27 protein-coding genes are annotated in these 22,437 nt (G+C 59.3%); 13 read left to right on the top strand and 14 right to left on the bottom strand.

Annotation, left to right across the window (positions count from 1 at the left end):
* The first annotated feature begins 208 nt into the window (after window positions 1-208).
* From UNPF46_RS08815 to UNPF46_RS08805, 3 genes are all read left to right on the top strand, one after another.
* Window positions 209-646, top strand: a complete 438-nt coding sequence (locus UNPF46_RS08815; protein ID WP_142249743.1) for a hypothetical protein — start codon at window positions 209-211, stop codon at window positions 644-646.
* A gap of 25 nt (window positions 647-671) precedes the next feature.
* Window positions 672-1,199 (top strand): hypothetical protein, encoded by a 528-nt coding sequence (locus tag UNPF46_RS08810; protein WP_142249742.1) that lies wholly within the window; start codon window positions 672-674, stop codon window positions 1,197-1,199.
* A 689-nt stretch (window positions 1,200-1,888) separates the two neighbouring features.
* The gene (locus UNPF46_RS08805; RefSeq protein ID WP_142249741.1) at window positions 1,889-2,437 is read left to right on the top strand and encodes a hypothetical protein; all 549 of its coding nucleotides are present in this window, start codon (window positions 1,889-1,891) and stop codon (window positions 2,435-2,437) included.
* 360 nt (window positions 2,438-2,797) lie between these two features.
* Here UNPF46_RS08805 and UNPF46_RS08800 read toward each other — a convergent pair whose 3' ends face one another.
* Complete coding sequence (locus UNPF46_RS08800) at window positions 2,798-3,571, bottom strand: hypothetical protein (RefSeq protein ID WP_142249740.1); 774 nt, start codon at window positions 3,569-3,571, stop codon at window positions 2,798-2,800.
* Window positions 3,572-3,813: 242 nt separating this feature from the next.
* Between UNPF46_RS08800 and UNPF46_RS08795 the strand changes: the two genes are divergently transcribed.
* The 6 genes from UNPF46_RS08795 (at window position 3,814) to UNPF46_RS37360 (ending at window position 8,347) form a co-directional block, all read left to right on the top strand.
* The gene (locus tag UNPF46_RS08795; protein ID WP_181769855.1) at window positions 3,814-4,428 is read left to right on the top strand and encodes a potassium channel family protein; all 615 of its coding nucleotides are present in this window, start codon (window positions 3,814-3,816) and stop codon (window positions 4,426-4,428) included.
* Window positions 4,429-5,442: 1,014 nt separating this feature from the next.
* Window positions 5,443-6,306, top strand: coding sequence for a PD-(D/E)XK nuclease family protein (locus UNPF46_RS08790; RefSeq protein ID WP_142249738.1), 864 nt, complete (start codon window positions 5,443-5,445; stop codon window positions 6,304-6,306).
* Between the two features lie 31 nt (window positions 6,307-6,337).
* Window positions 6,338-6,748, top strand: a complete 411-nt coding sequence (locus UNPF46_RS08785; RefSeq protein ID WP_142249737.1) for a hypothetical protein — start codon at window positions 6,338-6,340, stop codon at window positions 6,746-6,748.
* An 885-nt stretch (window positions 6,749-7,633) separates the two neighbouring features.
* Complete coding sequence (locus UNPF46_RS08780; RefSeq protein ID WP_142249736.1) at window positions 7,634-7,930, top strand: hypothetical protein; 297 nt, start codon at window positions 7,634-7,636, stop codon at window positions 7,928-7,930.
* A gap of 4 nt (window positions 7,931-7,934) precedes the next feature.
* A complete protein-coding gene (locus tag UNPF46_RS08775) occupies window positions 7,935-8,114 on the top strand; it encodes a hypothetical protein (protein WP_142249735.1) in 180 nt (59 codons plus the stop codon).
* 77 nt (window positions 8,115-8,191) lie between these two features.
* Window positions 8,192-8,347 (top strand): hypothetical protein, encoded by a 156-nt coding sequence (locus UNPF46_RS37360; protein WP_181769854.1) that lies wholly within the window; start codon window positions 8,192-8,194, stop codon window positions 8,345-8,347.
* A gap of 22 nt (window positions 8,348-8,369) precedes the next feature.
* On the opposite strand, the gene UNPF46_RS08770 is transcribed toward UNPF46_RS37360, so the two are convergent.
* The 5 genes from UNPF46_RS08770 to UNPF46_RS08750 all read right to left on the bottom strand — a co-directional run bounded on the left by UNPF46_RS08770 (window position 8,370) and on the right by UNPF46_RS08750 (window position 11,916).
* Window positions 8,370-8,855, bottom strand: coding sequence for a GNAT family protein (locus tag UNPF46_RS08770; RefSeq protein WP_142249734.1), 486 nt, complete (start codon window positions 8,853-8,855; stop codon window positions 8,370-8,372).
* Between the two features lie 8 nt (window positions 8,856-8,863).
* On the bottom strand, window positions 8,864-9,118 hold the full coding sequence (locus UNPF46_RS08765; RefSeq protein WP_142249733.1) for a hypothetical protein: 255 nt from the start codon (window positions 9,116-9,118) through the stop codon (window positions 8,864-8,866).
* Between the two features lie 41 nt (window positions 9,119-9,159).
* Window positions 9,160-9,996, bottom strand: coding sequence for a hypothetical protein (locus tag UNPF46_RS08760; protein WP_142249732.1), 837 nt, complete (start codon window positions 9,994-9,996; stop codon window positions 9,160-9,162).
* An 8-nt stretch (window positions 9,997-10,004) separates the two neighbouring features.
* Window positions 10,005-10,577: a hypothetical protein gene (locus UNPF46_RS08755; RefSeq protein ID WP_142249731.1), complete on the bottom strand. Its 573-nt coding sequence runs from the start codon at window positions 10,575-10,577 to the stop codon at window positions 10,005-10,007.
* A gap of 205 nt (window positions 10,578-10,782) precedes the next feature.
* Window positions 10,783-11,916, bottom strand: a complete 1,134-nt coding sequence (locus UNPF46_RS08750) for a tyrosine-type recombinase/integrase (protein WP_142249730.1) — start codon at window positions 11,914-11,916, stop codon at window positions 10,783-10,785.
* 315 nt (window positions 11,917-12,231) lie between these two features.
* Between UNPF46_RS08750 and UNPF46_RS08745 the strand changes: the two genes are divergently transcribed.
* A complete protein-coding gene (locus UNPF46_RS08745; RefSeq protein ID WP_100181369.1) occupies window positions 12,232-13,371 on the top strand; it encodes an amidohydrolase/deacetylase family metallohydrolase in 1,140 nt (379 codons plus the stop codon).
* A 3-nt stretch (window positions 13,372-13,374) separates the two neighbouring features.
* On the opposite strand, the gene UNPF46_RS08740 is transcribed toward UNPF46_RS08745, so the two are convergent.
* The 3 genes from UNPF46_RS08740 to UNPF46_RS08730 are packed head-to-tail and all read right to left on the bottom strand — an operon-like array spanning window position 13,375 to window position 14,866.
* Window positions 13,375-13,962 carry a TlpA family protein disulfide reductase gene (locus UNPF46_RS08740; protein WP_142249729.1) on the bottom strand — a complete coding sequence of 196 codons (588 nt, stop codon included), beginning with the start codon at window positions 13,960-13,962 and terminating at the stop codon, window positions 13,375-13,377.
* Window positions 13,955-14,416 carry a DsrE family protein gene (locus UNPF46_RS08735; RefSeq protein ID WP_142249728.1) on the bottom strand — a complete coding sequence of 154 codons (462 nt, stop codon included), beginning with the start codon at window positions 14,414-14,416 and terminating at the stop codon, window positions 13,955-13,957. Before UNPF46_RS08735 ends, UNPF46_RS08740 begins: the two co-directional genes overlap by 8 nt.
* 21 nt (window positions 14,417-14,437) lie before the next feature.
* Window positions 14,438-14,866 carry a DoxX family protein gene (locus UNPF46_RS08730; RefSeq protein WP_142249727.1) on the bottom strand — a complete coding sequence of 143 codons (429 nt, stop codon included), beginning with the start codon at window positions 14,864-14,866 and terminating at the stop codon, window positions 14,438-14,440.
* A gap of 104 nt (window positions 14,867-14,970) precedes the next feature.
* Here UNPF46_RS08730 and UNPF46_RS08725 point away from each other — a divergent pair, with 104 nt between their 5' ends.
* On the top strand, window positions 14,971-15,855 hold the full coding sequence (locus tag UNPF46_RS08725; protein ID WP_142249726.1) for a LysR family transcriptional regulator: 885 nt from the start codon (window positions 14,971-14,973) through the stop codon (window positions 15,853-15,855).
* An 18-nt stretch (window positions 15,856-15,873) separates the two neighbouring features.
* Here UNPF46_RS08725 and UNPF46_RS08720 read toward each other — a convergent pair whose 3' ends face one another.
* From UNPF46_RS08720 to UNPF46_RS08700, 5 genes are read right to left on the bottom strand one after another with little or no spacing between them, the layout of a single operon-like run.
* Window positions 15,874-17,019: an acyl-CoA dehydrogenase family protein gene (locus UNPF46_RS08720; protein WP_142249725.1), complete on the bottom strand. Its 1,146-nt coding sequence runs from the start codon at window positions 17,017-17,019 to the stop codon at window positions 15,874-15,876.
* A gap of 13 nt (window positions 17,020-17,032) precedes the next feature.
* On the bottom strand, window positions 17,033-17,860 hold the full coding sequence (locus UNPF46_RS08715; protein WP_142249724.1) for an SDR family NAD(P)-dependent oxidoreductase: 828 nt from the start codon (window positions 17,858-17,860) through the stop codon (window positions 17,033-17,035).
* 19 nt (window positions 17,861-17,879) lie between these two features.
* Complete coding sequence (locus UNPF46_RS08710; protein WP_142249723.1) at window positions 17,880-18,290, bottom strand: MaoC family dehydratase; 411 nt, start codon at window positions 18,288-18,290, stop codon at window positions 17,880-17,882.
* A complete protein-coding gene (locus UNPF46_RS08705) occupies window positions 18,287-18,742 on the bottom strand; it encodes a MaoC family dehydratase N-terminal domain-containing protein (protein WP_142249722.1) in 456 nt (151 codons plus the stop codon). Before UNPF46_RS08705 ends, UNPF46_RS08710 begins: the two co-directional genes overlap by 4 nt.
* Before the next feature lie 5 nt (window positions 18,743-18,747).
* Entirely contained in the window at window positions 18,748-19,929 is a 1,182-nt protein-coding gene (locus UNPF46_RS08700; protein WP_142249721.1) for a lipid-transfer protein, read from the bottom strand.
* 89 nt (window positions 19,930-20,018) lie between these two features.
* Here UNPF46_RS08700 and UNPF46_RS08695 point away from each other — a divergent pair, with 89 nt between their 5' ends.
* Window positions 20,019-20,771: a TetR/AcrR family transcriptional regulator gene (locus tag UNPF46_RS08695; RefSeq protein WP_142249720.1), complete on the top strand. Its 753-nt coding sequence runs from the start codon at window positions 20,019-20,021 to the stop codon at window positions 20,769-20,771.
* Window positions 20,768-22,324, top strand: a complete 1,557-nt coding sequence (locus UNPF46_RS08690; RefSeq protein ID WP_142249719.1) for an acyl-CoA synthetase — start codon at window positions 20,768-20,770, stop codon at window positions 22,322-22,324. Before UNPF46_RS08695 ends, UNPF46_RS08690 begins: the two co-directional genes overlap by 4 nt.
* The last annotated feature ends 113 nt before the right edge of the window (window positions 22,325-22,437 follow it).

Below are 22,437 nucleotides of genomic sequence, written 5' to 3'. Positions count from 1 at the left end.
TTGACGTGATTACCCGCTCCCCTCCAAACCAACCTCAATGTGCGAAAACCACGAAGCCCCCGCTCTTTCAAGCGAGGGCTATTGTGGATGTGCCGGTAAAGGCGAGGAAAGCTCCAAAGAAGCGCTCTTCGCCTTTTCCTTTACCGTTGCACATGAGAACAATGTATCATGCGCAAAAACGAGATACTCGCTGGGGTGGGGATAACGGATGCGCACAGCAGAAGAAATCATGTCGGCGGCCAAGCCGATGATCGACCGCCTGAGCGACGGTCTCAAGGTCGTCGGCTCAGGTAATACAGCCGGGCTGGTCGGGATGATCGCCGCGATTAATACCGTGCAAGCAGACCACGTCCACACGGTCCTTCTTCTCAAACCAACAGCAATCATCTTCGCAATAGGCATTCTCCTGTTCGCGGGCTCATACCTGTTCCTGATGTACTCCTACATCTATCTTGAGACCTATCTTGCATTGCTCCATCCAAATGTGGAGCCTCTGCCGGAGGAGCAGATTCGATTAGTGCGTGCAGAGCCGCCGAAACTTGCATCCGTTTCCTATATGCATTGGTCCCTCATCCTCGGTCTTGGGTCGACCTTTGCCTTTTTCCTGGGCTTCGTAGTGGCGTTCGTTGGGTTGGTTCGGTATTGAGCCGCTGAAAGGGATTGGACTTCCGATGAAGCTCACTGACTACCTCGCAATTTGGGGCGCCGTTCTCTCAACAATCCTTGCCTGCTGGAGCATCTACAAGGACTACCTCAAGCGCTACCGCGTGAGGGTTGAGGCAGGCTTCCGCGTCGTCTATCAGGGCGACGGCACCCCCAGGACTGACGTGTTCGCCGTCACAGTGACCAACCTTTCCGAACACAAGATCAAGGTCACGCACATCGCCACATTCGAGGCGCGTGTGTACCGTCCACGTTGGGTCAATACGCTCACCTACAAGCTCTTCACCCGGAATGGGCAAGCCTACCTATTCTCGTTCCAGCCGCTCCACGGTGATCGGATGCCGATTACCATCGAGCCGAAAGACAACTACATCTTCACCTACACGGTAGACGAGTTCCCGCCGATCGCGGACCTAGCTGTCACGACGGCGGACGGCAGGGAGTGGTTCTTGCCCCGGAAGAGCCTCAAGAAGATCTTCAAGGACAAGACCTACCTCGCGATTCGCGAGAGACAGAAGGCTACTGCGAATGCCTAATGGCGCGTCCCACTTCGGGGACCAGGCCCTCGTGAACCGAGCCCAAAAGGTCTCGGCCATTCGGCTTCGGTCCTTCGCGCACCGTTCACAGTGACTGTACAGCACCATACACAGCTCTACTCACTGTACCCACATCTGTGTCAACGTCGATAACCCCTGCAATTTCTACATTTCCGCCACCGTTCGCGCGCCTATTACGCCGCGACCTGAACATATCCATTGTGGGTTATTCTCCTTCCCGCCAGCGGGACCGCTACCGCGGACGGCCCCCACAGCCACTTCGCCACCTTCACTATCGTTCAGGGGCTTCGGGCGGATATGTTCAGGTCGCGGCCTAACGGCACGGACGAACGGTGGCGGACCGTCCCACCAGTTATCATGTGCTAACCCAAAGACCGTTCCACCCTAGACTTCACCGTTTCACACGAAACCTGCCATGGTACAATTTCACCATGACCGATGGAACAATGGACTGGTGATCGCCTAAAGCCCACTACACGCCTCACGAACACCTTGCGGGCTAAAAGGAGCACTCGCTCTGCTCGCGTCCTTTAGTCCGCGGCGTCCCTGAGGCGTGTCCCTTACGCTTGTCCTTTGCTGCAGCACATATCTCCACAGAATGGAACTCCCCCGTCTCCCCCTACGAAAGCGTGCTAGGGTGCAAAACTCGACTCAGGTTGGGAAAGTAGATGTCCCGCAAGAAGCGCTACCGCATCAAACGTCGTAACCGAATGCGGCGTAAAAACGAAGCCGCAAAACTAAGGCTATTGCAGCACGAATTGCTCAGCTACATGGGCGAAACATTACTGCACATTCAGGCGGCCGAACGGCAGCTCCAATTTTGCATCAGCTACTTTTTTCCTGACGACAAATCCAAAACGATCGGGGAGATCGAAGCCCAGGCCGAGGCTGACCGAAAGAAAACTCTGGGCCAACTCTTGTTCTTGATGCGGAAGCGCATCGAGGTCAATAAGATGTTCGACAAGGAACTCGAGCAGTTCGTAGACGACCGCAACGCGTTGGCTCACGGCTTTCTCAGGATAGAAGGCGTCAACATAACGAGCGTCGAAGGAATAAGGAACGGTGCCAAGTTCCTGGAAGGCCTCAGGGCACAGGCAATCTATGTTCAGAAAACGATGCGGGGGTTGATGAACACAATTTTAGACGAGAAGCCGGTCAGCGAAGAGGACGCGGATTATATGAAGCTCGCCAAACTCATTTTCTTCGGTGGCAAATAAAGGCACGTGCGCTTTCAAACAGGTCGTTATCGGAAGCTCCATGCTACAATCCATATTCTATGGAATGGATCCCTGGCTTCCACCTCGACCCCCACGAAGACATCTACGACATCTCGATGCCTTGGTACGATGGAAAGCCGGCTCCCTGGCTTAAGCCCCAAAAATACAAGCCTTACAAATTGAACGGCCAAGCGCTTTCGCGTCGCTGCCACTTTCAGAACAAGAACAAGAACCACTCACTTGGTCTCTGTTGGAAGAAGTCAATCGGCTTCGTTCAGATCGAGGTGGAAGGTACTGATGGCATCCATCCAGACGCTCAAACGCGTACTAAACTCATCCCTATCTGCGCCGATCACAAAATCACCCTCGCATCGCCTCGTGAATGAAGTCGGAATGCTCGACGGTATGAGGAGTAAATCCTTTGTACTTCGCCAGCGTCTCTGCATCATCGCTCGTTGTCCGTGATGCAATCTTCGTCGGAATAGTCAGCAGCGCTTGTTGGAGCTTCAACGGAACTTCCGAGAGCGTATTCACGCCAGCGACCAACCTGTTTTGCCTAATGAGCGGCATATGATGCTCTCGCCCATAGAAGCCGAAGTCGGGAACAACGACCTGCCCATTGAACTGCGATACGAGCAGGTTTGCTAGGACAAATGCATCGAAGTCTCCGAGGACGGCCCTATCGAGACGGGCCAGCACGATGCCCTGCATTGAAAAGTCTGTCGGCTTGCAGAGGACCTCGCGCAACACCGGAGACAGTAGGAGCGTCGCGATCTTCTGATGAGCGTCTTGCTTGGCCGGGTCGCGCTTATCGCCGCGCAGGAGCTTATCTAGACGCGTGGGCTCATCCAGTAGCGCGTTGAGCAGCACAAAGTTGGCGTTCTTCTTCGTGAGCGTATTCTCGCCTTCCGGAAAAACCGCATCCAGCACTGCGATGAACTCTCTGGCCCGTCTGTAATCCATCTTATGCAGTGGATTCAGATGGTGATTTCTCACATCAAAACGAGTGACCTTCCTTCTCGATTGGATGTTCAGCGCTTCGATGAGTGGCCCGTCATCAATGAACAAAAAATTGGACGAGTCTGTTTGTTCGAGAATTGGTGTTCTATTTCCTCCGACGATTAGTGCGTTCATAGTATGGGCCGCGAGACGTAGAGCCGCGCATCGTGACACGGACTGCTTCCGGCGGCCGTAAACAAAGAGCCGCCCGCCTCATTTTATCATTCTAGCCGGGCAAATTGTCCCGAGGAGCGCCTATCTACTGAGAAACTCAGCCTTCTGAAACGAGGGTCCCCGAGCGGTCATAATTCTGGTAGAACATAAAGTACGCCTCACCCTATAATAGTTTCAAAATCGGCAGGTTGGGGATGGCGGCAATGTCTACTACGTCAGTTATTTATCTTGTGATCGCTGCGACTTACCTTTTTGCAGCCTTGTCTCAATTTCGGGAGGAGCAATGGGCAGGCCGCTTGGCTCAGCTCACCTACGCAGTCATTTTTGTTGCCTACGTAGTGGTCGCACTTCTTGATATTAAAGATAGCTCGTCCTTGGTCACTTGGTTCGCCGAACGTCTGCGCCTAATTCTATACGTAGCCCTTTGGATTTCGGCCACATGGACGGCAATTAGCGCCACCCGCGCCCTGTATTCTGAAGCCGTGGTGGCATCAAAGTCGCGCGTGGTCGCCTATATCGCCTGGTCTGTGATAGCGTTCATTGGCGGATTTGCGATCGCCTATCTAGACTTGTCTGTCGGAAATCTCTCTGCCTTCAATGCTACTGATGTGAAGGGCAACAAAGTCGTCCTTGATGAAATCTCAGCTTTGTACTTTAGCATCGTCACGTTTGCGACCGTTGGCTACGGTGATATCACACCAATGAGCAATGCTGCCAGGGTGTTGGTGTCAGCTCAGATTATTGGCTCGCTTATGTACACGGTCCTCGTCTTTTCAGTTCTCGCTGGCTTCATTCGTCAACCTCCGTCAAAGCAGTAGCTCGTTTAGATCTACGGTCGTTTGAAAGTTCTGTAGGACTTCGGAATGTCTTCATAAGAGATCGATCCAGAGCGAAACAGCTTCGCGAAGTGCTCCCGACGAGTCTTCATAAACATCGCATTGTATCGGGCGTTCTTCTTTGATTTGCGCCGCCATTTCTTCACGGCTTTGTAGTCGGTGGTCACTTGCAAATCATACTACACGCCGCTTAAACCGCCATTTCGGTTATCCACACCACCTTGCTTGCATTATCCACGGTGCGTGAGAGACTGTAGGGAGATGGAAGAAGCGGTGTGCGGTAATGCCATCGCGTAGTAGGTCGAATGATTCCAACCGCGAGAACCTACGCCTCGCCCGCTTCAATCCATCTGCTCTTTGACATCACGATACAGGTTCACGGGGGAGCAATCGTACAATAGACCGTAGGCTATGGGGTGGCGTAGGTGCTGCGCAGGAAACGCGCCATGAGGTAGACCGATCGGCGGCGGTGCAGCGAACTGAAAAGCGCCTAGAGGAGTCTTTCCGCTTCCCCGCGAGCCTGTATCAGTTGTGAGTTTGGAGGGGGAGAAAGGCGGCGAATAGGCGGACGCGCATTAAGTCCATCACCAACTCCCTCCCAGCTCGCAACCTATAATCCCGACACGACAACGATGGTGGGAGGACTGCTGGAATAACAGCCTTTGGGCTTTCGACACCAAAGGAGCCCGCGAGGAGGTTTGTTATCGACCCCGCTTCCAGCCGCCCACTCATCATCGCATTATCAATTTACAAGCCTCATGCTCTCCGTGCCGCTTACCCATGAGGCGGGCGGCACAGAGGGAACCTTAATATCAACCGTATGTACAGACCCTATACCTTCAACGGGACCGTCTTTACCAAGGCCGTCGCCACCTTGAAGCGAGAAGCACAATTGCGACGTAGAAAAATCTACGAAGCAAGACACCGCCGAGATGCCAGCAAGCTGATCTCAATCATGCTCGCATTCGGATTACTAACCATCACTTCAACATTCGCATGAAAAAAATAATCCCTGAAACAGACAAGGAGCGCGGAATCCTTCAGGTCACCATCGCCGACGAACGATGGTACGTTAAGCAGGTCACAGATCCCGCCACCAAACTCCCGGCCCTAAAATACGTGCCTTCGGTGACATGGATTGCTGGCCACTACCCGAAGGGCATTGGATTCTACAAGTGGCTCGCCGACAAGGGATGGGACGAGAGCCAGGCCATCAAATCCGCCGCAGGTGACAAGGGCTCAAAGGTCCACGAGGCAATCTCTGCTATTCTCCGCGGTGAAGAGGTTCGTATCGACAGCAAGTTCATCAATCCCAGCACAGAACAGCTTGAAGAACTCACGCTCGAAGAGTGCGACGCCATCAAGTCGTTCGTCGATTGGAAGAACGAAAACAAGCCGGAGAGCATCGCATGGGACGTCACTGTCTTTAGCGAGAAATACGGCTACGGCGGCACCATCGATTACATCTGCAAGATCGACAGACAAGTCTACATCATCGACTTCAAGACCAGCGCAGAGGTCTGGAGCGAATACGAGCTTCAAGTCTCGGCCTACAAACACCCGATCGAGAGCGGGGAGTTCAATGTCGAAGGCTTCACCGAGGTTTCCGACATCAAGCTCGCCATTCTGCAAATCGGCTACCGCCGCAATAAGGCTGGCTACAAGTGGAACGAGATTGAGGACAAGTTCCCTCTCTTCCTCGCGGCTCGCCAGATTTGGGCGAACGAATGCGGGGGGCAGGCACCAAAGATGCGAGAGTACCCAATCGTCCTATCACCCGCTGTCACGGTCGAACAGGCAATGGCCGGTAAGCCTGAAGTGAGCACCCCACGAAGAAAGGCAAGCGTATCAGCTAAGTAATCCATCCATGCAAACATCAAAGGAAATCATCTTGAAGGCCGGGCTGTTGCCAAAGCTCCAGCTCGGCATCAAGACCGGCAAGGGCGTCAAATCAACCGGCAAGCACACCGTCAAGGTCATAGAGGACAAAATCGTCCGCAAACCACCGCGAGAGGAGGGAGACGACGGCTACTACGTCCGCTACATCTTCGAGGAAAACGGAGAGCGCAAACAGTACGACACCCGCATGAAGCAGAAAGGCGGGGTTGACCCGAGCTACTTCGTTCAGGCTATGGCGAATGTCGAGCCGGGCGAGGAAATAACGCTCGAAATGAAGAAGGCCGGGCTGAAAAACTACATCGAAATCATCCGAACATCCGTCGGCGAGGTCGAACGCGCGGACACCGAAGAGGACGAGGACGAAGACAGCCTTGTGGACGGTCTGCGCACAATCCACGCGTAAGGTATGTTTCGAGCCCAAATCGTTGGCGGCAAGCTCTCGTTCGGCCCCGTCATTGCCGCCCGATTGCGAGAGTGGGCCAACGAACATGAGGGGGCATGGCTTACCCTCGAACCGGACAAGCTTGTCCGCACAAGCTCCCAGAATGCCTATTATTGGGTATATCTGGGAGCCATCGAGCGTGAGACCGGCGAGAATGCCGACGACCTCCACGAGTTCTTCAAGCGAAAGCTGCTGCCACCTGTCTTTAAGACGATACGCGGGGAGGAAGTAAAGCTGCCCCGCAGCACGACGGGATTTAAGCAGGATCGAGTTCGGAGAATACATGGACAAGATTTGCGCGCTTACTGGCATTCCTCTGCCGGATCCTCAGGCGGCGGGATATCTACCTCATTGACCTATGACGCTAACTTACAAAGAAACTATCACTGGCTTTCGCCCACAATTCGGCAACGCCAATCACATCGCCGCACTTCCACTGATTGAGAAAATCAGCAAACTGCAAGCACGTCTCGACAGAGTGAAGGAGGGCAAAAAGCCACCAGCCTCCTTAATCAGAGAACTCAATTCGCTAGAGAGCCGGGTCGTATATCTGCTCAGCCCAGGTACTCCGTTGTCCACATATCCACTCAGTTCTCCCCAGTTAGGGTCGGAGGAGACCAAGCCCGATGATATTCTCTTCTGATCTATGACGAGACGACAAAAGATCGTTGTCACGCTCCTCCTATATCTTCTTATCCTAGAACTAGGTCTTGTTCGGGACGTTTTCGCCAAAGTATGGCTCCAGGCCGAAGCGCGTCATTGGCAGTGCGTCCAAGACAATTACGGAATGGAGCCCATACAATTCTACGAAGCGCATGGCCTCTATAAGAAATGTCCAAAGGAGCTATGACCGTCCCGCGCAAATCTCAACAACAGCGCATCCTTGAAGTCCTACAGTCCCTTCGAACCCAGCATGACATCCCAGAAGATTATATCCGTCGGCATGAAACCGGCGATGGCATCAGCTCCCGCTACTTCAAACAGGTGATGCTCATTTCGGAGGTGAACGGACGCATCAGCGAGTTGCGCGGGAAGGGTTACGTGATCGAAACAAGCGAGGCAGAAGACCGTTACGGCTTCAAATACCATCGGCTGGTACGAATGCCGCCGCCTAAGCAATTATCATTAGCAATGACCGCTTAATCGTATGAACCAAGAACAACTTGACCGTATCGAGCAGAAGCTGAACTTAATCATCATTCTGGCCGGGCGCGGCCAAGCAGGCTCAATCTTTGGGCCACACTACGACGGATGGAACGCGCTCAGCGCATTTGAAGAGGTACTCAAGGAAAAACCCAACTACCTTAAACCGAAATTATCAACCTAACGGTTCACAATCTGTACTCTCAGGTCCGATACTGGATCGAGAAGGCCTTCGCCGAGAAACAGAATTGTGAAAGCATCGTGATGCTCCTGCCGAACTGGACCGATCGGAAGTGGTTTCAGCTTATCAAGGACCAGCCGATCGAGTTCTTACAGGGCAAGCGCTATTTCTTAGCGCCAAATGGCGAGAAGCGCGACGTAGCTCGGTGGGGATCGATGCTCGTGAAAATAAAATGACACGTCGCATAATGGAGGCGGTTCAGCCTATCTTTCGAAGATATTGAAGCGCTGGCAATCCGCTTTCCTTATCGGTAACGGCGGTTGGACTTGACGATATCGTCGCCGCCGAAGCCCGTTTGGATGGCTCGTTATCGACACTTACGATTCCCTCGACATAGAACGAGGGAATAACACCGGTCCGCGAAAATCCGTTCTCCATCTCGGCGATGGCGGACGTCAGAGTACTCTTTGCGTAACCTTTATTGCGATATTTCACAGGGACTGCGACGCCTAACTGAAAACACGGAAGGCCATCAACAAAATCCGCGGGCATTGCGTTAACAAACGCCTTCACCGTTTTACCATCAAGTCTCACATATGTAAGGCGAACAAGGCCGGGACCAGGCTTGTCGGCGAATACGAAGAGATCTGGATCAAGCTTGGCCTGCTGTAGACGGATCTCGCCATCAAGGTACGCCTGCTGGAATGACACCAAGGCGTCCGTCGGGTCGGTCATGCTTGTCATTATTTTCCTCACTGCTTGGTAGGTTCTATGTCAGACGAAGCAATACCGAGAGCTGCCCTGGCTTCATCAAGGCTCCCAATGACCTTAATCAAGCCCTTCAGTCCATTTGCTGAAAGAGGTAACTGGTAAATGTCGCCGCCAAGCGTCTCTAGCTGAATTGTCGTCGTGAGCGGTGTGTTTGCGCCCTGCAAAGCGGGATTGTCTAAAAAAGCTGCGCCGACGCTCGTGACTAGTGGCAATACTGTCACCTTCTTCTGACTCATTAGATACCCTCTCAAAAAATGTTGGTTGCGCGGCCGCCCGATTACGAAGTGGGCGTGTTCACCGCGGCGGGATCGTATTCGAGCTTCAGAGGCAAATCGGTCATCGCGTAGTGGATGAATTGGTCGCCGAGTGCCGTCAACTCGTACTCCTCCTCATCATCAAACGCCGACTTTATCGGCTTGACCGTGCCCTTCGGCGCGGGCGTGGTCTTGCGCTTGGGTATGAATTGTCCGTTGTAATCGGTTTCACGATGCTGTCTCGCGATACCTCCGGTGCTCAGATCACGGATGATCAGCTTGAATAAGTCCGCATCCGACGAGTCCTCTCGCACGGCCTGACGTCCTAGTTTGCGCCAGATGCCGCCACGCGTAATACCGGCGCTGTTGTAGATTGCTCCGATGACCGCAAAATGCAGTTCCGAGTAATCCTTGATCCATTCGAGGAACAGCTTGACCACGTCATCGCTCGCCAACGTTGACCCGGCCGCATTGCTTAGAATATTCCGTATGAATATTCGTTTTTGCTCGCTCTCAGTACCGGCCCAATCGCGAAACGCCTTCCGCAACAAGCCCTGATATTCTGAGCTTTTTACTCTCTCAGAAATCTTCTCATCCTGCATGTCAATGCGCGCAGTGATCTCTAAGATGGTCTTTTCTTTCTCTCGCATTTCAGCAGCCAGCATTTCTGCCATATGATGCAGAAAATCGTTCACCCGCGCTTGGTCCCGTTCCGACCATGCACTCGCGCCGGCCGACAACAAGCCGCCGAGCAGCGGAATCGCCCCGCTAACGGCATTCAGAGCGAAGCGCGCGGCTCCACCGCCCTTGCTCCCTTTCGGGAGTTCCGGCACATCACCCGTCGGATCGCTCTCCGTCATATCGAGCCTCAGTTCTCTACGCGGAAACTACGCCCTTTATCCCGCGCGTCCTCAGCGTCGATTTGGGCCTTCCGATGAGTTGCAGCCTGTTGAATCGTCTGTTCCATCTGCGGCTTACTCCGCTCGTATTCAGCGCGAAGACCTTGCAGATTGCCCTCAACCATCTTCTTAAACTCTTGAACCTCGCCGTCGGCCCCATCGTTGTCGAGGACGCTGATCGTCAGCGTGTTTCGCCCGATCGTCGCCCGCTTGAACAACAACGTCATCGATGACGGTCCCACGCGGAACGTTTCTGCTTCGCCCACGAAGGGTAGGCTGACGTCCAGCCAGGTCGTCTTGATCATGCGAGACTCGCCCCAGCCGTCCTGGCCTTGACGGTTTTCAGTTCGCCTCTTCGCCGTAGCTTCACCCTCGAACCGGGCGACTTCCACCTCATATTTGGCGGCGATCTTCTGCAAATGGCCGCCGAGCGACGGATCGTTGAATAGCTTCCGATCCAGCCTCTGCACATCTGCCGTTGCCTGCTGGAGCATGTGCTGCCAAACCGCTTGAAAAGACTTCTCAAACAACTTCTCTTCCATTTTCCACTCCGTATTAAAAATCACCTCCGGACATGGCGTTCCGGCTCGTCTTCACAACCCCCGATTCTGTAGCGAGCCGAATACTACCCGATTCCATCGCGGAATCCAAAAATTGTTCCCGATTTGTGCCCCGAATGACCGTCCTTCACAGTTCCCCCAGCCCGCCAAAAGGCTCCGGGGGACGCGGATAGCAGAAACCCGCGCCTCAAGCGGCGCGGGTCAGGGTTTGAAGGAACGGCTCCCACTTGGTCTCGATCGCGGTCCGCATCTTCGGCATGTACTTCGCCAAAATGTAGACCTCGGCCACCGCACTCACGATGCTATCGGCTTGATTGCCGATGGCGCCCATCGAGTGGTTTAGCAACCGCTCGACGATGTGCGGCTCTACTTCCATTTCGGCTAGGGTGGTGCCGAACGTGCGGCGCAAATCATGGAGCCGCCACGCCTGCACGCCGTCGCCCAGGCGCTTTTTGTACTTGCTCCACCCAGATATCGGCCGCTCATCTGAGACAGCAGACGGGAAGAGCAGGTCGGTGCTGTTGAGGCGTGGCACCGATTCCAGCTCAGCCGCCACCATGTCCCCGTAGGGAAACGTGTGCTCCCGTGAGTTCTTGCAGACCCATTCGGGAAGCGTGATGGTTCTGGCCTTCAGATCGATCCACGTCCGACGCAAGTTAGCGATTTCGGTCTTCCGTTGACCTGTAAGAATCAGCAGATGGACGATGGTGCCGTACGGGTAGCCCTCGATAGTTGCTGCGTCCCACACCTTTTTTAGCTCGTTGGGCTTGAGAATGCGCTTCCGGGCTTTGCCGGGAACGATCACCACACCTTCGAGCGGAGAATGCGGGATGTAGCGCCGTGGCGGTTTCACGCACCAACGCAGGAATGTCCGACCGACTGCAAGGGTGTGCGATTGTTCGGAGGGCGCGAGCTTGTCCGTAATCGCGGTGAAGTCTTCGTATTCGAGGTCGGACAGTTTTTTCTTGCCGAGCTTCGGTAAGAGGTACTTGTCGATGACGCGCTTATAGTCGCGTTGCGTTCTAGGCTTCTTGGCCTTGATCACCTCTTTGTACTGATCGTACGCGGCAGCAAACGTCATCTTGGAATGCTTGGCGGGCGTTTCGGTGAGAAGCTTCTTTGCCTCCCTCCGTGCATCCGCAAGGCTCAAGGCCGGATAGTGGCCGATGTTCGTGCGTTCCCGTTCGCGACCTCGTATCACGAACCACGTCTTGCGGTTCTTTCCGACGCGAATAGCGAACGCGGGAGTTGTCGAATCGTAGTACGTGCCTGGCGTGTTGAGCCGAGACACAACTACATCAGTGAGATGTGTCTTCGGCATGGAAGTTTTGCTCCATTTTTGCTCCCAAGTCGTGCGAGTAGAGGGGAGTTTCTATGGAGCACTATACCATTGGGAAGTGCGATAAGTGTCTGATTTTATTGGATTTGTGAGGCGCTATGACGAACCAAGAAACAGCTCGACTTCAAATTCCTAAACCGTAGGTCGCATGTTCGAGTCATGCCGGGATCGCCAGCCTCACATTCAGCCGTCCTCTCCGCGCGGCAAGCTCTCCGGCGCAAAAATTGCTAGAAGCAGGGGCTTCCTCCTTCAGCCGGCTTTGCCAGCCGCCTCACCGCCACACATCCGGAGACCTTGATGCCTTTCGACCTGATCCTGCGCGGCGGCCGCGTGGTCGACCCCTCGCAGAAGCTCGACGCTGTGACCGATGTCGCCTTTGCCGGCGGCAAGGTGGCGGCGGTCGGCACTGCCCTCAAGGCCGATCCGGGCACGGAGGTGCGCGACGTCTCGCAGTTCATCGTCACGCCGGGGCTGATCGATCTGCACACCCATGTCTATTGGGGCGGCACTTCGCTCGGCATCGACGCCGAGGAATTCTGCCGCCTCTCCGGCGTCACCACGGCGGTCGATACCGGCAGCGCCGGCCCCGGCAATTTCGCCGGCTTCCGCAAGCATGTGATCGAGCCGAGCCAAGTCCGCATCCTCGCCTATCTGCACGTCTCGCATGCCGGCATCTTCGGCTTCTCGCACCGGATCATGGTCGGTGAGAGCGAGGAGCTCAGGTTGATGAACCCGATCGAGGCCGCGAAGGTCGCTGACGCCAACCGCGATCTCATCGTCGGCATCAAGGTGCGCGTCGGACTGCATTCCTCGGGAACGTCAGGCGCGGTGCCGCTCGACATCGCGCTCGAGGTCGCGGGCGAGGTCGGCATGCCCCTGATGGCGCATATCGACCATCCGCCGCCGAGCTATGAGGAGGTGCTGGCGCGCCTGCGTCCCGGCGACGTGCTCACCCACGCGTTCCGCCCTTTCCCGAACACGCCGGCGACCGCGCAAGGCACGGTGAAGAAGGCGGTGCTGGACGCGCGCGAGCGCGGCGTGCTGTTCGACATCGGCCACGGCAAGGGCTCGTTCGCGTTCAAGACCGCGCGTGCGATGCTCGCCAACGGCTTCTATCCGGATACGATTTCCTCGGACATCCACCAGCTCTGCATCGACGGCCCCGCCTTCGACCAGGTCACGACCCTATCGAAATTTTTGTGCATGGGCATGGAGCTGCCGGACGTCATCGCGGCCTCGACGGTGAATGCCGCGATGGCGCTGCGGCGTCCCGAGCTCGGCAGCCTGAAGCCCGGCAGCGTCGGCGACGCCACGCTGATCTCGGTGAAGCAGGGCCAGTTCGACTACGAGGACGTCGTCGGCGAGCACCTGATCGGCGATCGCAAGATCGTGTCCGAAGGCGTCGTCATCGGCGGCCGCTGGTGGCATCCGAATTGACGATCACGAGCCCTGCTCGCGATAGAACTGCAGCAGGCGGTTGCCGGCCGGCGACAGCCAGTCCGGCGCACCGGTGATGTAGCCTTCGACGCGGCCGCCCGTTCCGACGAGATAGGTAATGGGCATGCCGACGATCGAGAACATCTCGGTAGAGGCCTTGGCCGCCGCGTCATAGGCATCGACATAGCAGGCGAGGTTCTGCAACGAGAGGCCGCCGAGAAATGTGCGGATCTTTCGCAGGTCTTTCGTGTCGGTGCAGATCGCAACGATGTCGAGCCGATCGGGCCGCGAGCCGGCAAGGCTTGCCAGCATGGGCAGATCGAGTTTGCAGGCCGCACACCAGGTCGCCCAGAAGTTCACCAGGGTGATGCGGCCCGGCTTCGCCGTCACGACGGCATCCCGGCCGTGCACGTCCTGAAGCCTGAGCTGCGGCATCGGCGCGCGCGGCCGCACGATCGTGAACTGGCTGCGGCCGGCCTCGAACACCGGCGGCCAGCTGTCCTGTGCGCCAGCGGTGCGCAGGACGGTGAGACAGGCCGGCGCGGCGATCAGGAACGATCGCCGCGACAACGCGCGAGGCTTCTCACGCATGGATGTAGGCCCAGCCCTTCAATTGCAGATCGACGACGCGCCCGATCCCGAAAGGGACGAGGCTCGCACCCGATATCAGCGGAATTGAGACCTGCTCCTTGGCTTCCGCGATCGCCTTGGACGACGCGCACATGCTGTAGCTGAGGTTCGGCAGCGACTGCCGCAGCGTCGCGAGCGGCTCGACCAGCGGCGTCTTGTCGGCGCGGAAGACGTCGATGCCCTTGCCGTTGGCGACGACCTCGATCAGCAGCCGCGCGCCCCTGTCGGCAAAATGCCTGGCGAGATTGGCCGAATAGCTGATCGCGTGGCCCATGACATAGGGCTCGTTGCTGTCGATGAGGATGACGACGCCGTCCGCAAGGCGATCCTCCTTGGCCGTGGCGGCGCCGGCGGCCGTAAGGATCGCGCTGCCGGCGAGCAGTCCTCTGCGGGACCATCCGTTGGCGGAGATCATGATGACGGGGCTTCTTGCGGATCAGAACTGCCGCGGCGCGATCGGCGCCTTGCCGTTGCGTCCCCACAGCACGAACAGGCTGAGCGCGAGCAGGACGACGTTGAGCGGCGCAACGTCAGCTTCGCCGCGCGAGAGGTGGAAGACGAGCGCGATGACCTGCAACACCGCGCAGCCGAGCGCTGCGAGCACGGTCAGTCGCGGCAGGATCCGCGTCAGGGCCGGCAGCAGGATGCCGATGCCGCCGGCGAGGTCGACCAAGGCAATGGAGCGGACGAAGGTCTCCGAATACTGGCCGGCCCAGGGCATCATCGCGGCCAGTTGGGGAATCGGCGTGGTCAGCTTCACCAGCCCTGCCGAGATGAAGACGAAGGCGAGGAGCACCTGCGCAGCCCAGAGGCCGATGCGGATGGTGCGGCCGGGCGTGGGGGCCTCGAAGGTGGCGGTGGACATGGCGGCTCTCCAGGGATGTGAGGGTTGCCACCATTTGATAGTTTCCTCGTCTTTGATCATTATACGATCCGGGATTGGTTCATTTCCTGGATGTTGATGATTTCATGGATTCTCTGGTCAGCATGAGGGTGTTTTGCCTGGTTGCCGAGCTGAAGAGCTTTGCGACCGCGGCGCAGCGCCTGCGCATCTCCCCGGCGATGGCGAGCAAGCATGTGATGCAGCTCGAGAAGCGGCTTGGCACCCGGCTGCTCAACCGGACCAGCCGGCGCGTCAGCCTGAGCGAGAGCGGCGCGCTCTATTTCGAGCAGGCGCGGCAGATGCTGGATTCGCTCGACGAGGTTGAAGCCGCCGTCAGCAACGCGACTGTCGTTCCGCACGGAACGCTGCGCCTGACCGCACCGGTGTGGATGGCGAACGCGATTTTTGCGGGCGTGCTGGCGGACTATCAGGTGCGCTATCCCGAGGTCCGTCTCGACGTCGATCTCAGCGGCCGCCTCGTCAACCTGGTCGAGGAGGGGTTTGACCTCGCCTTGCGGGCAACCGGCACGCCCGACCAGGCGCTGATTGCGCGGCCGATCACCAGCGTTCCGTTCTACATGGTGGCCGCTCCCGCCTTCCTCAAACGCGCGGGACGTCCGGCGACCTTCGCCGATCTCGCCGGCCAGCCGCTGCTGCACTACGCGCTCTATCCGGGCGAGAGCTTCTCGTTCACGGGCGAGCACGGCCCCGAGACCGTCAAGCTCAACCCGGTGCTGCGCAGCGGCAACGAAACGCTGCTGCACATGGCCGCTCTCGAAGGCATGGGCCTCGCCTTCCTGCCGAAATGGCTGGTCACCGAAGACATCGCCGCCGGACGGCTCGAGCACGTCATGCCCGAGCACATCGTTTTTGCCGGGAAACTGTTTGCGGTCTATCCGAGCCGCAAATATCTCTCCGCGAAGGTCAGGACCTTCATCGACTTCATCGCCGCCGACAAGCGGATGAAGTAGCCGCGCACGGCAACCGGATCACAGCGACCGCGAGATCAGCAGCTTCATGATCTCGTTGGTGCCGCCATAGATCTTCTGGATGCGGGAATCGATGAAGATGCGGGAGATCGGATATTCCTGCATGTAGCCGTAGCCGCCGAACAGCTGGAGGCATTCGTCGGCGGTCTCGACCTGCTTGTCCGAGCACCAGTATTTCGCCATCGACGCCGTGACGGTGTCGAGATCCTTGGCGACGAGGCGCTCGATGCACCAGTCGACGAAGACGCGCGCGATCATCGCCTCGGTCTTGCGCTCGGCGAGCTTGAATGCGGTGTTCTGGAAGTCCAACAGCGGCTTGCCGAACGCCTTGCGCTCCTTGGTGTAATCGACCGTGAGCTTGACGGCGCGCTCCATCGCGGCGACGGCGCCGACCGCGAGCGCAAGCCGCTCCTGCGGCAGTTGCTGCATCAGCTGGACGAAGCCCTGGCCTTCCTCCTTGCCGAGCAGGTTTTCCGGCGGCACGGTGACGTTGTCGAAGAACAGTTCCGAGGTGTCGGAGGCGTGCAGGCCGATCTTGTCGAGGTTGCGCCCGCGCTTGTAACCGTCCGCGCCCGCGGTCTCGACCACGATCAGCGAAATGCCCTTGGCGCCGGCTTCGCCGGTGCGCGCGACCACGATGACGAGATCGGCGGCCTGGCCGTTGGTAATAAAAGTCTTCTGGCCGTTGATGACGTAGGAATTGCCCTGCTTCTTCGCCGTTGTCTTCACGGCTTGCAAATCCGAGCCGGTGCCGGGCTCGGTCATGGCGATGGCGCCGACCATCTCTCCGCTCGCCATCTTCGGCAGCCAGCGCTTCTTCTGCTCCTCCGAGCCGTAGTTGAGGATGTAGTGCGCGACGATGGCGCTGTGCACGGAGACCCCGGTGGTCAGCTCCGGCACCGTGCTCTCGAGGTCGTCCAGCACGGCGGCGTCATAGGCGAAGGTGGCGCCCAGGCCGCCATATTCCTCCGGCACGCTCGCCAAGAGCGCGCCCATCTCGCCGAGCCCGCGCCAGGCGAAGCGGTCGACCATCTTCTGCTCGCGCCATTTTTCGGCATGCGGCGCCAGGTCCTTGGCGAGGTATTTCCGGAACTGGTCGCGGAAAGTATCCAGCTCTTCGGTCATCCACGATGATCGGTAATGCATCGGCCCCTCGCTCTCAGACAATCAGGCCGCCACCGGCGACGACCACCTGGCCGCTGATATAATTGGATTCCGGGCTGCAGAACAGATAGACGGCGTCGGCTGCCTCTTCCGGCGTACCGCCGCGGCCGAGCGGGATCATGCGCGACATCGCCTCCAGCATGTGCGGCTGGACGCCCACTTTGATGTCGCGGCCGGCGACGTCGATGGTCTTCTGCTGCGCCTCGATCGGCTGGGTCAGGCGGGTGTTGATGAGGCCGAAGGCGACGCAATTGACGTTGACCTTGTAGCGGCCCCACTCCTTGCACATGGTCCGGGTCAGCCCGATCAGCGATGCCTTGGCCGAGGAATAGCTCGCCTGTCCGGCATTGCCGTAGAGGCCGGCGATCGAGGAGATGTTCACGACCTTGCGGAACACCTCGCGGCCCTCCTCGGCTTCCTTCCTGGCGAAGACGCGGATCGGCTCGGCGGCCGCGCGCAGCAGCCGGAACGGCGCAACGAGATGGACGTCGAGCATGGCCTGAAACTGCTCGTCCGTCATCTTCTGAATGGTGGAGTCCCAGGTGTAGCCGGCATTGTTGACGATGATGTCGAGCCCGCCGAACTTGTCGAGTGCGGCGCCGACGAAGCGATCGGCGAAACCGGCGTCCGCGACGCTGCCGTTGACGGCGACGGCATCGCCGCCGAGCGCCTTGATCTCCGCAACCACGGCGTCGCCGGGCTCGGCATCGAGATCGTTGACGACGACGTAAGCGCCTTCGCGTGCGAGCTTGAGCGCAATCGCGCGCCCGATGCCGCGGCCCGAGCCTGTGACGAGCGCGACTTTTCCTTGCAGCTTTGCCATGTGGTCTCCGTGGATTCTGTTACAGCGCGATGACGGCGCTGCCGTCGAGCTTGACCTCGCCGCGATCGTCCCTGGTGGTGAGCGCGAGCCTTGCGCGCCGCTCGCCGTCTTCGGCGAACAGCTCGGCCACGGTGCCTTCGCATGTCAGCTTGGCGCCAAGCTGGGTGATGGCGACGAACCGGGTCGAGAAATGGCGGAGCCTCGACGGCGGCACCACATCCGTGAGCGCCTGCCCGAGATAGGCCATCACCAGCATGCCGTGCGCGAACACATCAGGAAATCCGGCCGCCCTGGCAAAGTCGATGTCGACGTGGATCGGATTGTGATCGCCCGATGCGCCGCAATAGAGCGCGAGCGTGTGGCGCGTGATCGGCGGAAAGACCTTGTGGACGAGACGGTCACCGGCCTTGATGTCTCGGGATGCCGTCATGCCGCCACCTCGTTGCGGACGACGATCGTGCGCGCGGTATCGGCGACGTGCACGCCGTCCTGATTGGTCACCGCGCACCGGACGCTGATCAGCGTCATCGCGCCGCCTTTCTTCTCCGCCACGCTGGTCACGCTCGGCCGGAAGGTCAGGGTGTCGCCGACCAGGACCGGCGCGTGATAGACGAAGCTCTGCTCGCCATGCAGCACGCGGGCGAGGTCGATGCCGAGCGCGGTGAACATCTCGAAGGGGTCGTCGACGTCCATCATCTCCAGGCAGAACAGATAGGTCGGCGGCACCGGCATGCCGGTCAAACCAGCCGCCCGCGCTGCATCCATGTTGCGGTAGACCGGGTTCTCTTCCCCCAGCGTATTGAGGAAGTAGCGGAGGCGGCCCGGCTCCACGCGCGCGGTGACGGGCGTGAAGCAACGCCCAACGGCTGACTGATCGACCATGGATGTCAGTGCCGCTTGTAGAGCGTAACGACGCAGGCGCCGCCGAGGCCCAGATTGTGCTGGAGCGCGACCTTTGCACCCTCGACCTGCGTGGGGCCCGCCGTGCCGCGCAACTGCCGCGTCAGTTCGTAGCACTGCGCAAGTCCGGTGGCGCCGAGCGGATGCCCCTTCGACAGCAATCCGCCGGACGGGTTGGTCACGATCCGGCCGCCATAGGTGTTGTCGCCGTCATTGATGAACTTGCCGGCTTCGCCCTCGCCGCACAGGCCGAGCGCCTCGTAGGTGATCAGCTCGTTGTGGGCGAAGCAGTCGTGCAGTTCGACGACGTCGAGATCGTCGGGTCCGACGCCGGCGCTCTCATAGACCCGGCCTGCCGCCTCCTTCGCCATGTCGTAGCCGACCAGCTGCATCATGTCGCCGGCCTTGAAGGTCGAGGGCGTGTCGGTGGTCATGGCTTGCGCCGCGATGCGCACCTGTTTGCCGATGCCGTGCTTGTCCGCAAACCGTTCGGACACCAACACCGCGGCGGCGCCGCCGCAGGTCGGCGGGCACGCCATCAGCCGTGTCATCACGCCCGGCCAGATCACCTGGTCGTTCATCACGTCGTCCGCTGTGACCTCTTTGCGAAAGAGTGCGAGCGGATTGTTCCGGGCGTGGCGGCTCGCCTTGGCGCGCACCTTGGCGAAGGCGTCCAGTGGGGTGCCGTATTTCTTCATGTGGCTGAGCCCGGCGCCGCCGAAATAGCGCAGCGCCAGCGGAATGCCGGGGGCGTCGATCAGCTGGTCCGCTGCTGCGTCGAATTCCTCGAATGCGCTCGGACGATCGGTATAGACGCTGCCGAGCGCGCCGGGCTTCATCTGCTCGAAGCCGACCGCCAGCACGCAATCCAGCGCGCCGCTCGCGATCATCTGCCGCGCCATGAACAGCGCGGTCGAGCCGGTCGAGCAGTTGTTGTTGACGTTGACGATGGGGATGCCGGTCATCCCGACGTGGTAGAGCGCGCGCTGCCCGCAGGTGGAATCGCCGTAGACGTATCCGGCATAGGCCTGCTGGATCCTCTCGTAGCCGAGGCCGGCATCCGCTAGCGCCAGCTTGACCGCCTCCGTCCCCATCTCGTGATAGGGCGCGCTGGCGCCCGGCTTGGCGAAGGGGATCATGCCGACCCCTGCGACGATGACGTCAGACATCGCTTCCTCCGAATAAATTACCCATTGGACTTTTTCTTACCCATGGGTAACATATCGGTCGGTGTCCTCCGGAGTCAACCGATCACAACATGGATTCAGCTCCGCCCGCTCCCCCCTCATCGCCGCAATCTTCGCCGCCAACTTCCCCTTGGCTGCCGTTCGAGAGCCGCCGCCGCGCCCGCGACGAGAAGCGCGAGGCGGTGCTGCGCGCCGCCGTCCAGCTTTTCCTGGAGCAGGGCTATCACCGCGTGACGCTGAACGAGGTCGCCGAGCGGCTGAACATCACCAAGCCGGCGCTGTACAATTATTTCCGGGGCAAGGACGAGATCCTGTTCGAATGCTGGTCGATGGGCGCCGAGCTCGTCGACAGCGTGATCACGGAGATCAACGCCGGCGGCGGCTCCGGCCTCGCCAAGCTGCGCAAGCTGGTGCACGCCTATGCCGCGCTCATGGCGACCGACTTCGGTGCCAGCCTCGTGCGTTTCGACTTGCGTGACCTGGCCGAGCGCAACGCAGCTGTCGCGCGCGCCGCCAAGAAGCGGATCGACGCCACCTTCCGGCGATATATCGCCGGCGGCATGGCCGATGGCTCGATCAGGCGGTGCGACCCCAAGCTCGCGGCGTTCGCCATCGCGGGCGCGCTCAACTGGATTGGCCATTGGTACCGCCGCGACGGTGCGCTGTCGCCGACCGAAATCGCCGACGAGTTTACGGTTCGCCTGACGGAAGGCCTGGCGACCGAGAGCCGGCAACAGACAACAAAGAAGACGCCGAGGGCGCCGCAACGGCGCAACTCAGGACGCACAACACCAGGGAAGAAGCGTACAGGAGGACCGCGATGAACATCACGCATGGACTGCGGCGCGCGCTGCAGATCAACCCGAACGGGCTCGCCACCGTCTACGGCCAGCGGCGTCGCAACTGGGGCGAGCTCGGCGAACGCGTGTCGAGGCTGGCGGGCGGCCTGCGCTTGCGCGGCGTCAAAGACGGCGATCGCGTCGCCGTGCTGTCATTCAACTCGGACCGCTACCTCGAGCTTTACCTCGCGACCGGCTGGGCGGGCGGCGTGATCGTGCCGCTCAACATCCGCTGGAGCGCTCTCGAAAACGAGGACGCGCTGCGCGACTGCCGAGCCTCCGTCCTGCTGGTCGACAAGGCCTTTGCGCAGGTTGGCGCGCAGCTCGCCGGCGCCATTCCGGGGTTGAAGCTGATCTATGCCGACGACGGCGAGGTACCGGCTGGAATGGAGAGCTATGAGGATCTGGTCGCGGGCAGCGCCGCGGTCGCCGATGCCATGCGCAAGGGCGACGATCTCGCCGGCATCTTCTACACCGGCGGCACCACCGGGCGTTCGAAGGGCGTGATGCTCAGTCACCAGAACCTGATGGCCAATGCGCTCAACGCCCTCGGTGAAGGCCTTTTCCCCGCGAGCACGACCTATCTGCACGCGGCGCCGATGTTCCACCTGGCCAACGGGGCGGCGATGTACTCGCTGCTGCTCTCCGGCGGCTCCAACGTGATCGTTCAGGGCTTCACGCCCGAAGGCGTCATGGCCGCGATGCAGAACGAGCGCGTCACCGACGTGCTGCTGGTGCCCACGATGATCCAGATGTTCGTCGATCACCCCGCGATCGGAAACTACGACCTGTCGTCGCTCAGGCACATCATCTATGGCGCCTCGCCGATCAGCGAGGCGGTGCTCGACCGTGCCGCGCGCGCATTGCCGCATGTGCGTTTCACCCAGGCTTACGGCATGACCGAATTGTCGCCGATCGCGACGCTGCTGCACGCCGATCAGCATGTCGGGGAGGGGCGCAGAAAGGGCCGTCATCGCGGCGCGGGCCGCGCCACGCTCGGCTGCGAGGTGCGGATCGTCGACGAGAACGACCAGCCTGTGCCGTCAGGCGCGGTGGGCGAGATCGTGGTGCGCGGCGACACCGTGATGATGGGCTATTGGGAACGGCCGGAGGAGACCGCCCGGGCCGTCGTCGACGGCTGGATGCACACGGGCGATGGCGGCTACATCGACAAGGACGGGTTCATCTATGTCGTCGATCGCGTCAAGGACATGATCATCTCCGGCGGCGAGAATGTGTACTCGGTCGAGGTCGAGAACGCGCTGGCGCAGCACCCGTCGGTGCTGCAATGCGCGGTCATCGGCGTTCCCAACGAGCAATGGGGCGAGCAGGTCCATGCCGTCATAGTCAAGCGTAGCGGTGTGGAGGTTTCGCCCGGCGAGCTGATCGAGTTCACGAAGACGCTGATTGCCGGCTACAAATGTCCCCGCAGCATCGAGATCACCGAGACGCCGCTGCCGCTGTCGGGCGCCGGCAAGGTGCTGAAGCGCGAGCTGCGCAGGCCGTTTTGGGAGGGGCGGGAACGGCGGGTCAGCTAGAGCGTTTTCGAGCGAAGTGGACACCGATTCGCGTGAAGAAAACGCGTCAAAACAAGAATCTAGAGCTTCGGTTCTGATTCAATCAGAACCGAAAATGCTCTAGCAGTCTGCTG

Source organism: Bradyrhizobium sp. UNPF46, from assembly GCF_006658625.1.
In the GTDB taxonomy this organism is placed as follows: Bacteria; Pseudomonadota; Alphaproteobacteria; order Rhizobiales; family Xanthobacteraceae; genus Bradyrhizobium; species Bradyrhizobium nitroreducens.
This window is presented reverse-complemented; position numbering and strand designations above follow the sequence as displayed.

What these genes read in the sequence shown, in the direction of transcription:
- UNPF46_RS08705 (WP_142249722.1), bottom strand. Translation starts at nt 18,742, where the DNA reads ATGGTCGATCAGTCAGCCGTTGGGCGTTGCTTCACGCCCGTCACCGCG.
- UNPF46_RS08805 (WP_142249741.1), top strand. Translation starts at nt 1,889, where the DNA reads ATGTCCCGCAAGAAGCGCTACCGCATCAAACGTCGTAACCGAATGCGG.
- UNPF46_RS08755 (WP_142249731.1), bottom strand. Translation starts at nt 10,577, where the DNA reads ATGGAAGAGAAGTTGTTTGAGAAGTCTTTTCAAGCGGTTTGGCAGCAC.
- UNPF46_RS08770 (WP_142249734.1), bottom strand. Translation starts at nt 8,855, where the DNA reads ATGACAAGCATGACCGACCCGACGGACGCCTTGGTGTCATTCCAGCAG.
- UNPF46_RS08715 (WP_142249724.1), bottom strand. Translation starts at nt 17,860, where the DNA reads ATGGCAAAGCTGCAAGGAAAAGTCGCGCTCGTCACAGGCTCGGGCCGC.
- UNPF46_RS08750 (WP_142249730.1), bottom strand. Translation starts at nt 11,916, where the DNA reads ATGCCGAAGACACATCTCACTGATGTAGTTGTGTCTCGGCTCAACACG.
- UNPF46_RS08810 (WP_142249742.1), top strand. Translation starts at nt 672, where the DNA reads ATGAAGCTCACTGACTACCTCGCAATTTGGGGCGCCGTTCTCTCAACA.
- UNPF46_RS08690 (WP_142249719.1), top strand. Translation starts at nt 20,768, where the DNA reads ATGAACATCACGCATGGACTGCGGCGCGCGCTGCAGATCAACCCGAAC.
- UNPF46_RS08765 (WP_142249733.1), bottom strand. Translation starts at nt 9,118, where the DNA reads ATGAGTCAGAAGAAGGTGACAGTATTGCCACTAGTCACGAGCGTCGGC.
- UNPF46_RS08780 (WP_142249736.1), top strand. Translation starts at nt 7,634, where the DNA reads ATGACCGTCCCGCGCAAATCTCAACAACAGCGCATCCTTGAAGTCCTA.
- UNPF46_RS08775 (WP_142249735.1), top strand. Translation starts at nt 7,935, where the DNA reads ATGAACCAAGAACAACTTGACCGTATCGAGCAGAAGCTGAACTTAATC.
- UNPF46_RS08735 (WP_142249728.1), bottom strand. Translation starts at nt 14,416, where the DNA reads ATGATCTCCGCCAACGGATGGTCCCGCAGAGGACTGCTCGCCGGCAGC.
- UNPF46_RS08760 (WP_142249732.1), bottom strand. Translation starts at nt 9,996, where the DNA reads ATGACGGAGAGCGATCCGACGGGTGATGTGCCGGAACTCCCGAAAGGG.
- UNPF46_RS08700 (WP_142249721.1), bottom strand. Translation starts at nt 19,929, where the DNA reads ATGTCTGACGTCATCGTCGCAGGGGTCGGCATGATCCCCTTCGCCAAG.
- UNPF46_RS08720 (WP_142249725.1), bottom strand. Translation starts at nt 17,019, where the DNA reads ATGCATTACCGATCATCGTGGATGACCGAAGAGCTGGATACTTTCCGC.
- UNPF46_RS08740 (WP_142249729.1), bottom strand. Translation starts at nt 13,962, where the DNA reads ATGCGTGAGAAGCCTCGCGCGTTGTCGCGGCGATCGTTCCTGATCGCC.
- UNPF46_RS08800 (WP_142249740.1), bottom strand. Translation starts at nt 3,571, where the DNA reads ATGAACGCACTAATCGTCGGAGGAAATAGAACACCAATTCTCGAACAA.
- UNPF46_RS08695 (WP_142249720.1), top strand. Translation starts at nt 20,019, where the DNA reads ATGGATTCAGCTCCGCCCGCTCCCCCCTCATCGCCGCAATCTTCGCCG.
- UNPF46_RS08725 (WP_142249726.1), top strand. Translation starts at nt 14,971, where the DNA reads ATGGATTCTCTGGTCAGCATGAGGGTGTTTTGCCTGGTTGCCGAGCTG.
- UNPF46_RS08795 (WP_181769855.1), top strand. Translation starts at nt 3,814, where the DNA reads ATGTCTACTACGTCAGTTATTTATCTTGTGATCGCTGCGACTTACCTT.
- UNPF46_RS08815 (WP_142249743.1), top strand. Translation starts at nt 209, where the DNA reads ATGCGCACAGCAGAAGAAATCATGTCGGCGGCCAAGCCGATGATCGAC.
- UNPF46_RS08790 (WP_142249738.1), top strand. Translation starts at nt 5,443, where the DNA reads ATGAAAAAAATAATCCCTGAAACAGACAAGGAGCGCGGAATCCTTCAG.
- UNPF46_RS08710 (WP_142249723.1), bottom strand. Translation starts at nt 18,290, where the DNA reads ATGACGGCATCCCGAGACATCAAGGCCGGTGACCGTCTCGTCCACAAG.
- UNPF46_RS08745 (WP_100181369.1), top strand. Translation starts at nt 12,232, where the DNA reads ATGCCTTTCGACCTGATCCTGCGCGGCGGCCGCGTGGTCGACCCCTCG.
- UNPF46_RS08730 (WP_142249727.1), bottom strand. Translation starts at nt 14,866, where the DNA reads ATGTCCACCGCCACCTTCGAGGCCCCCACGCCCGGCCGCACCATCCGC.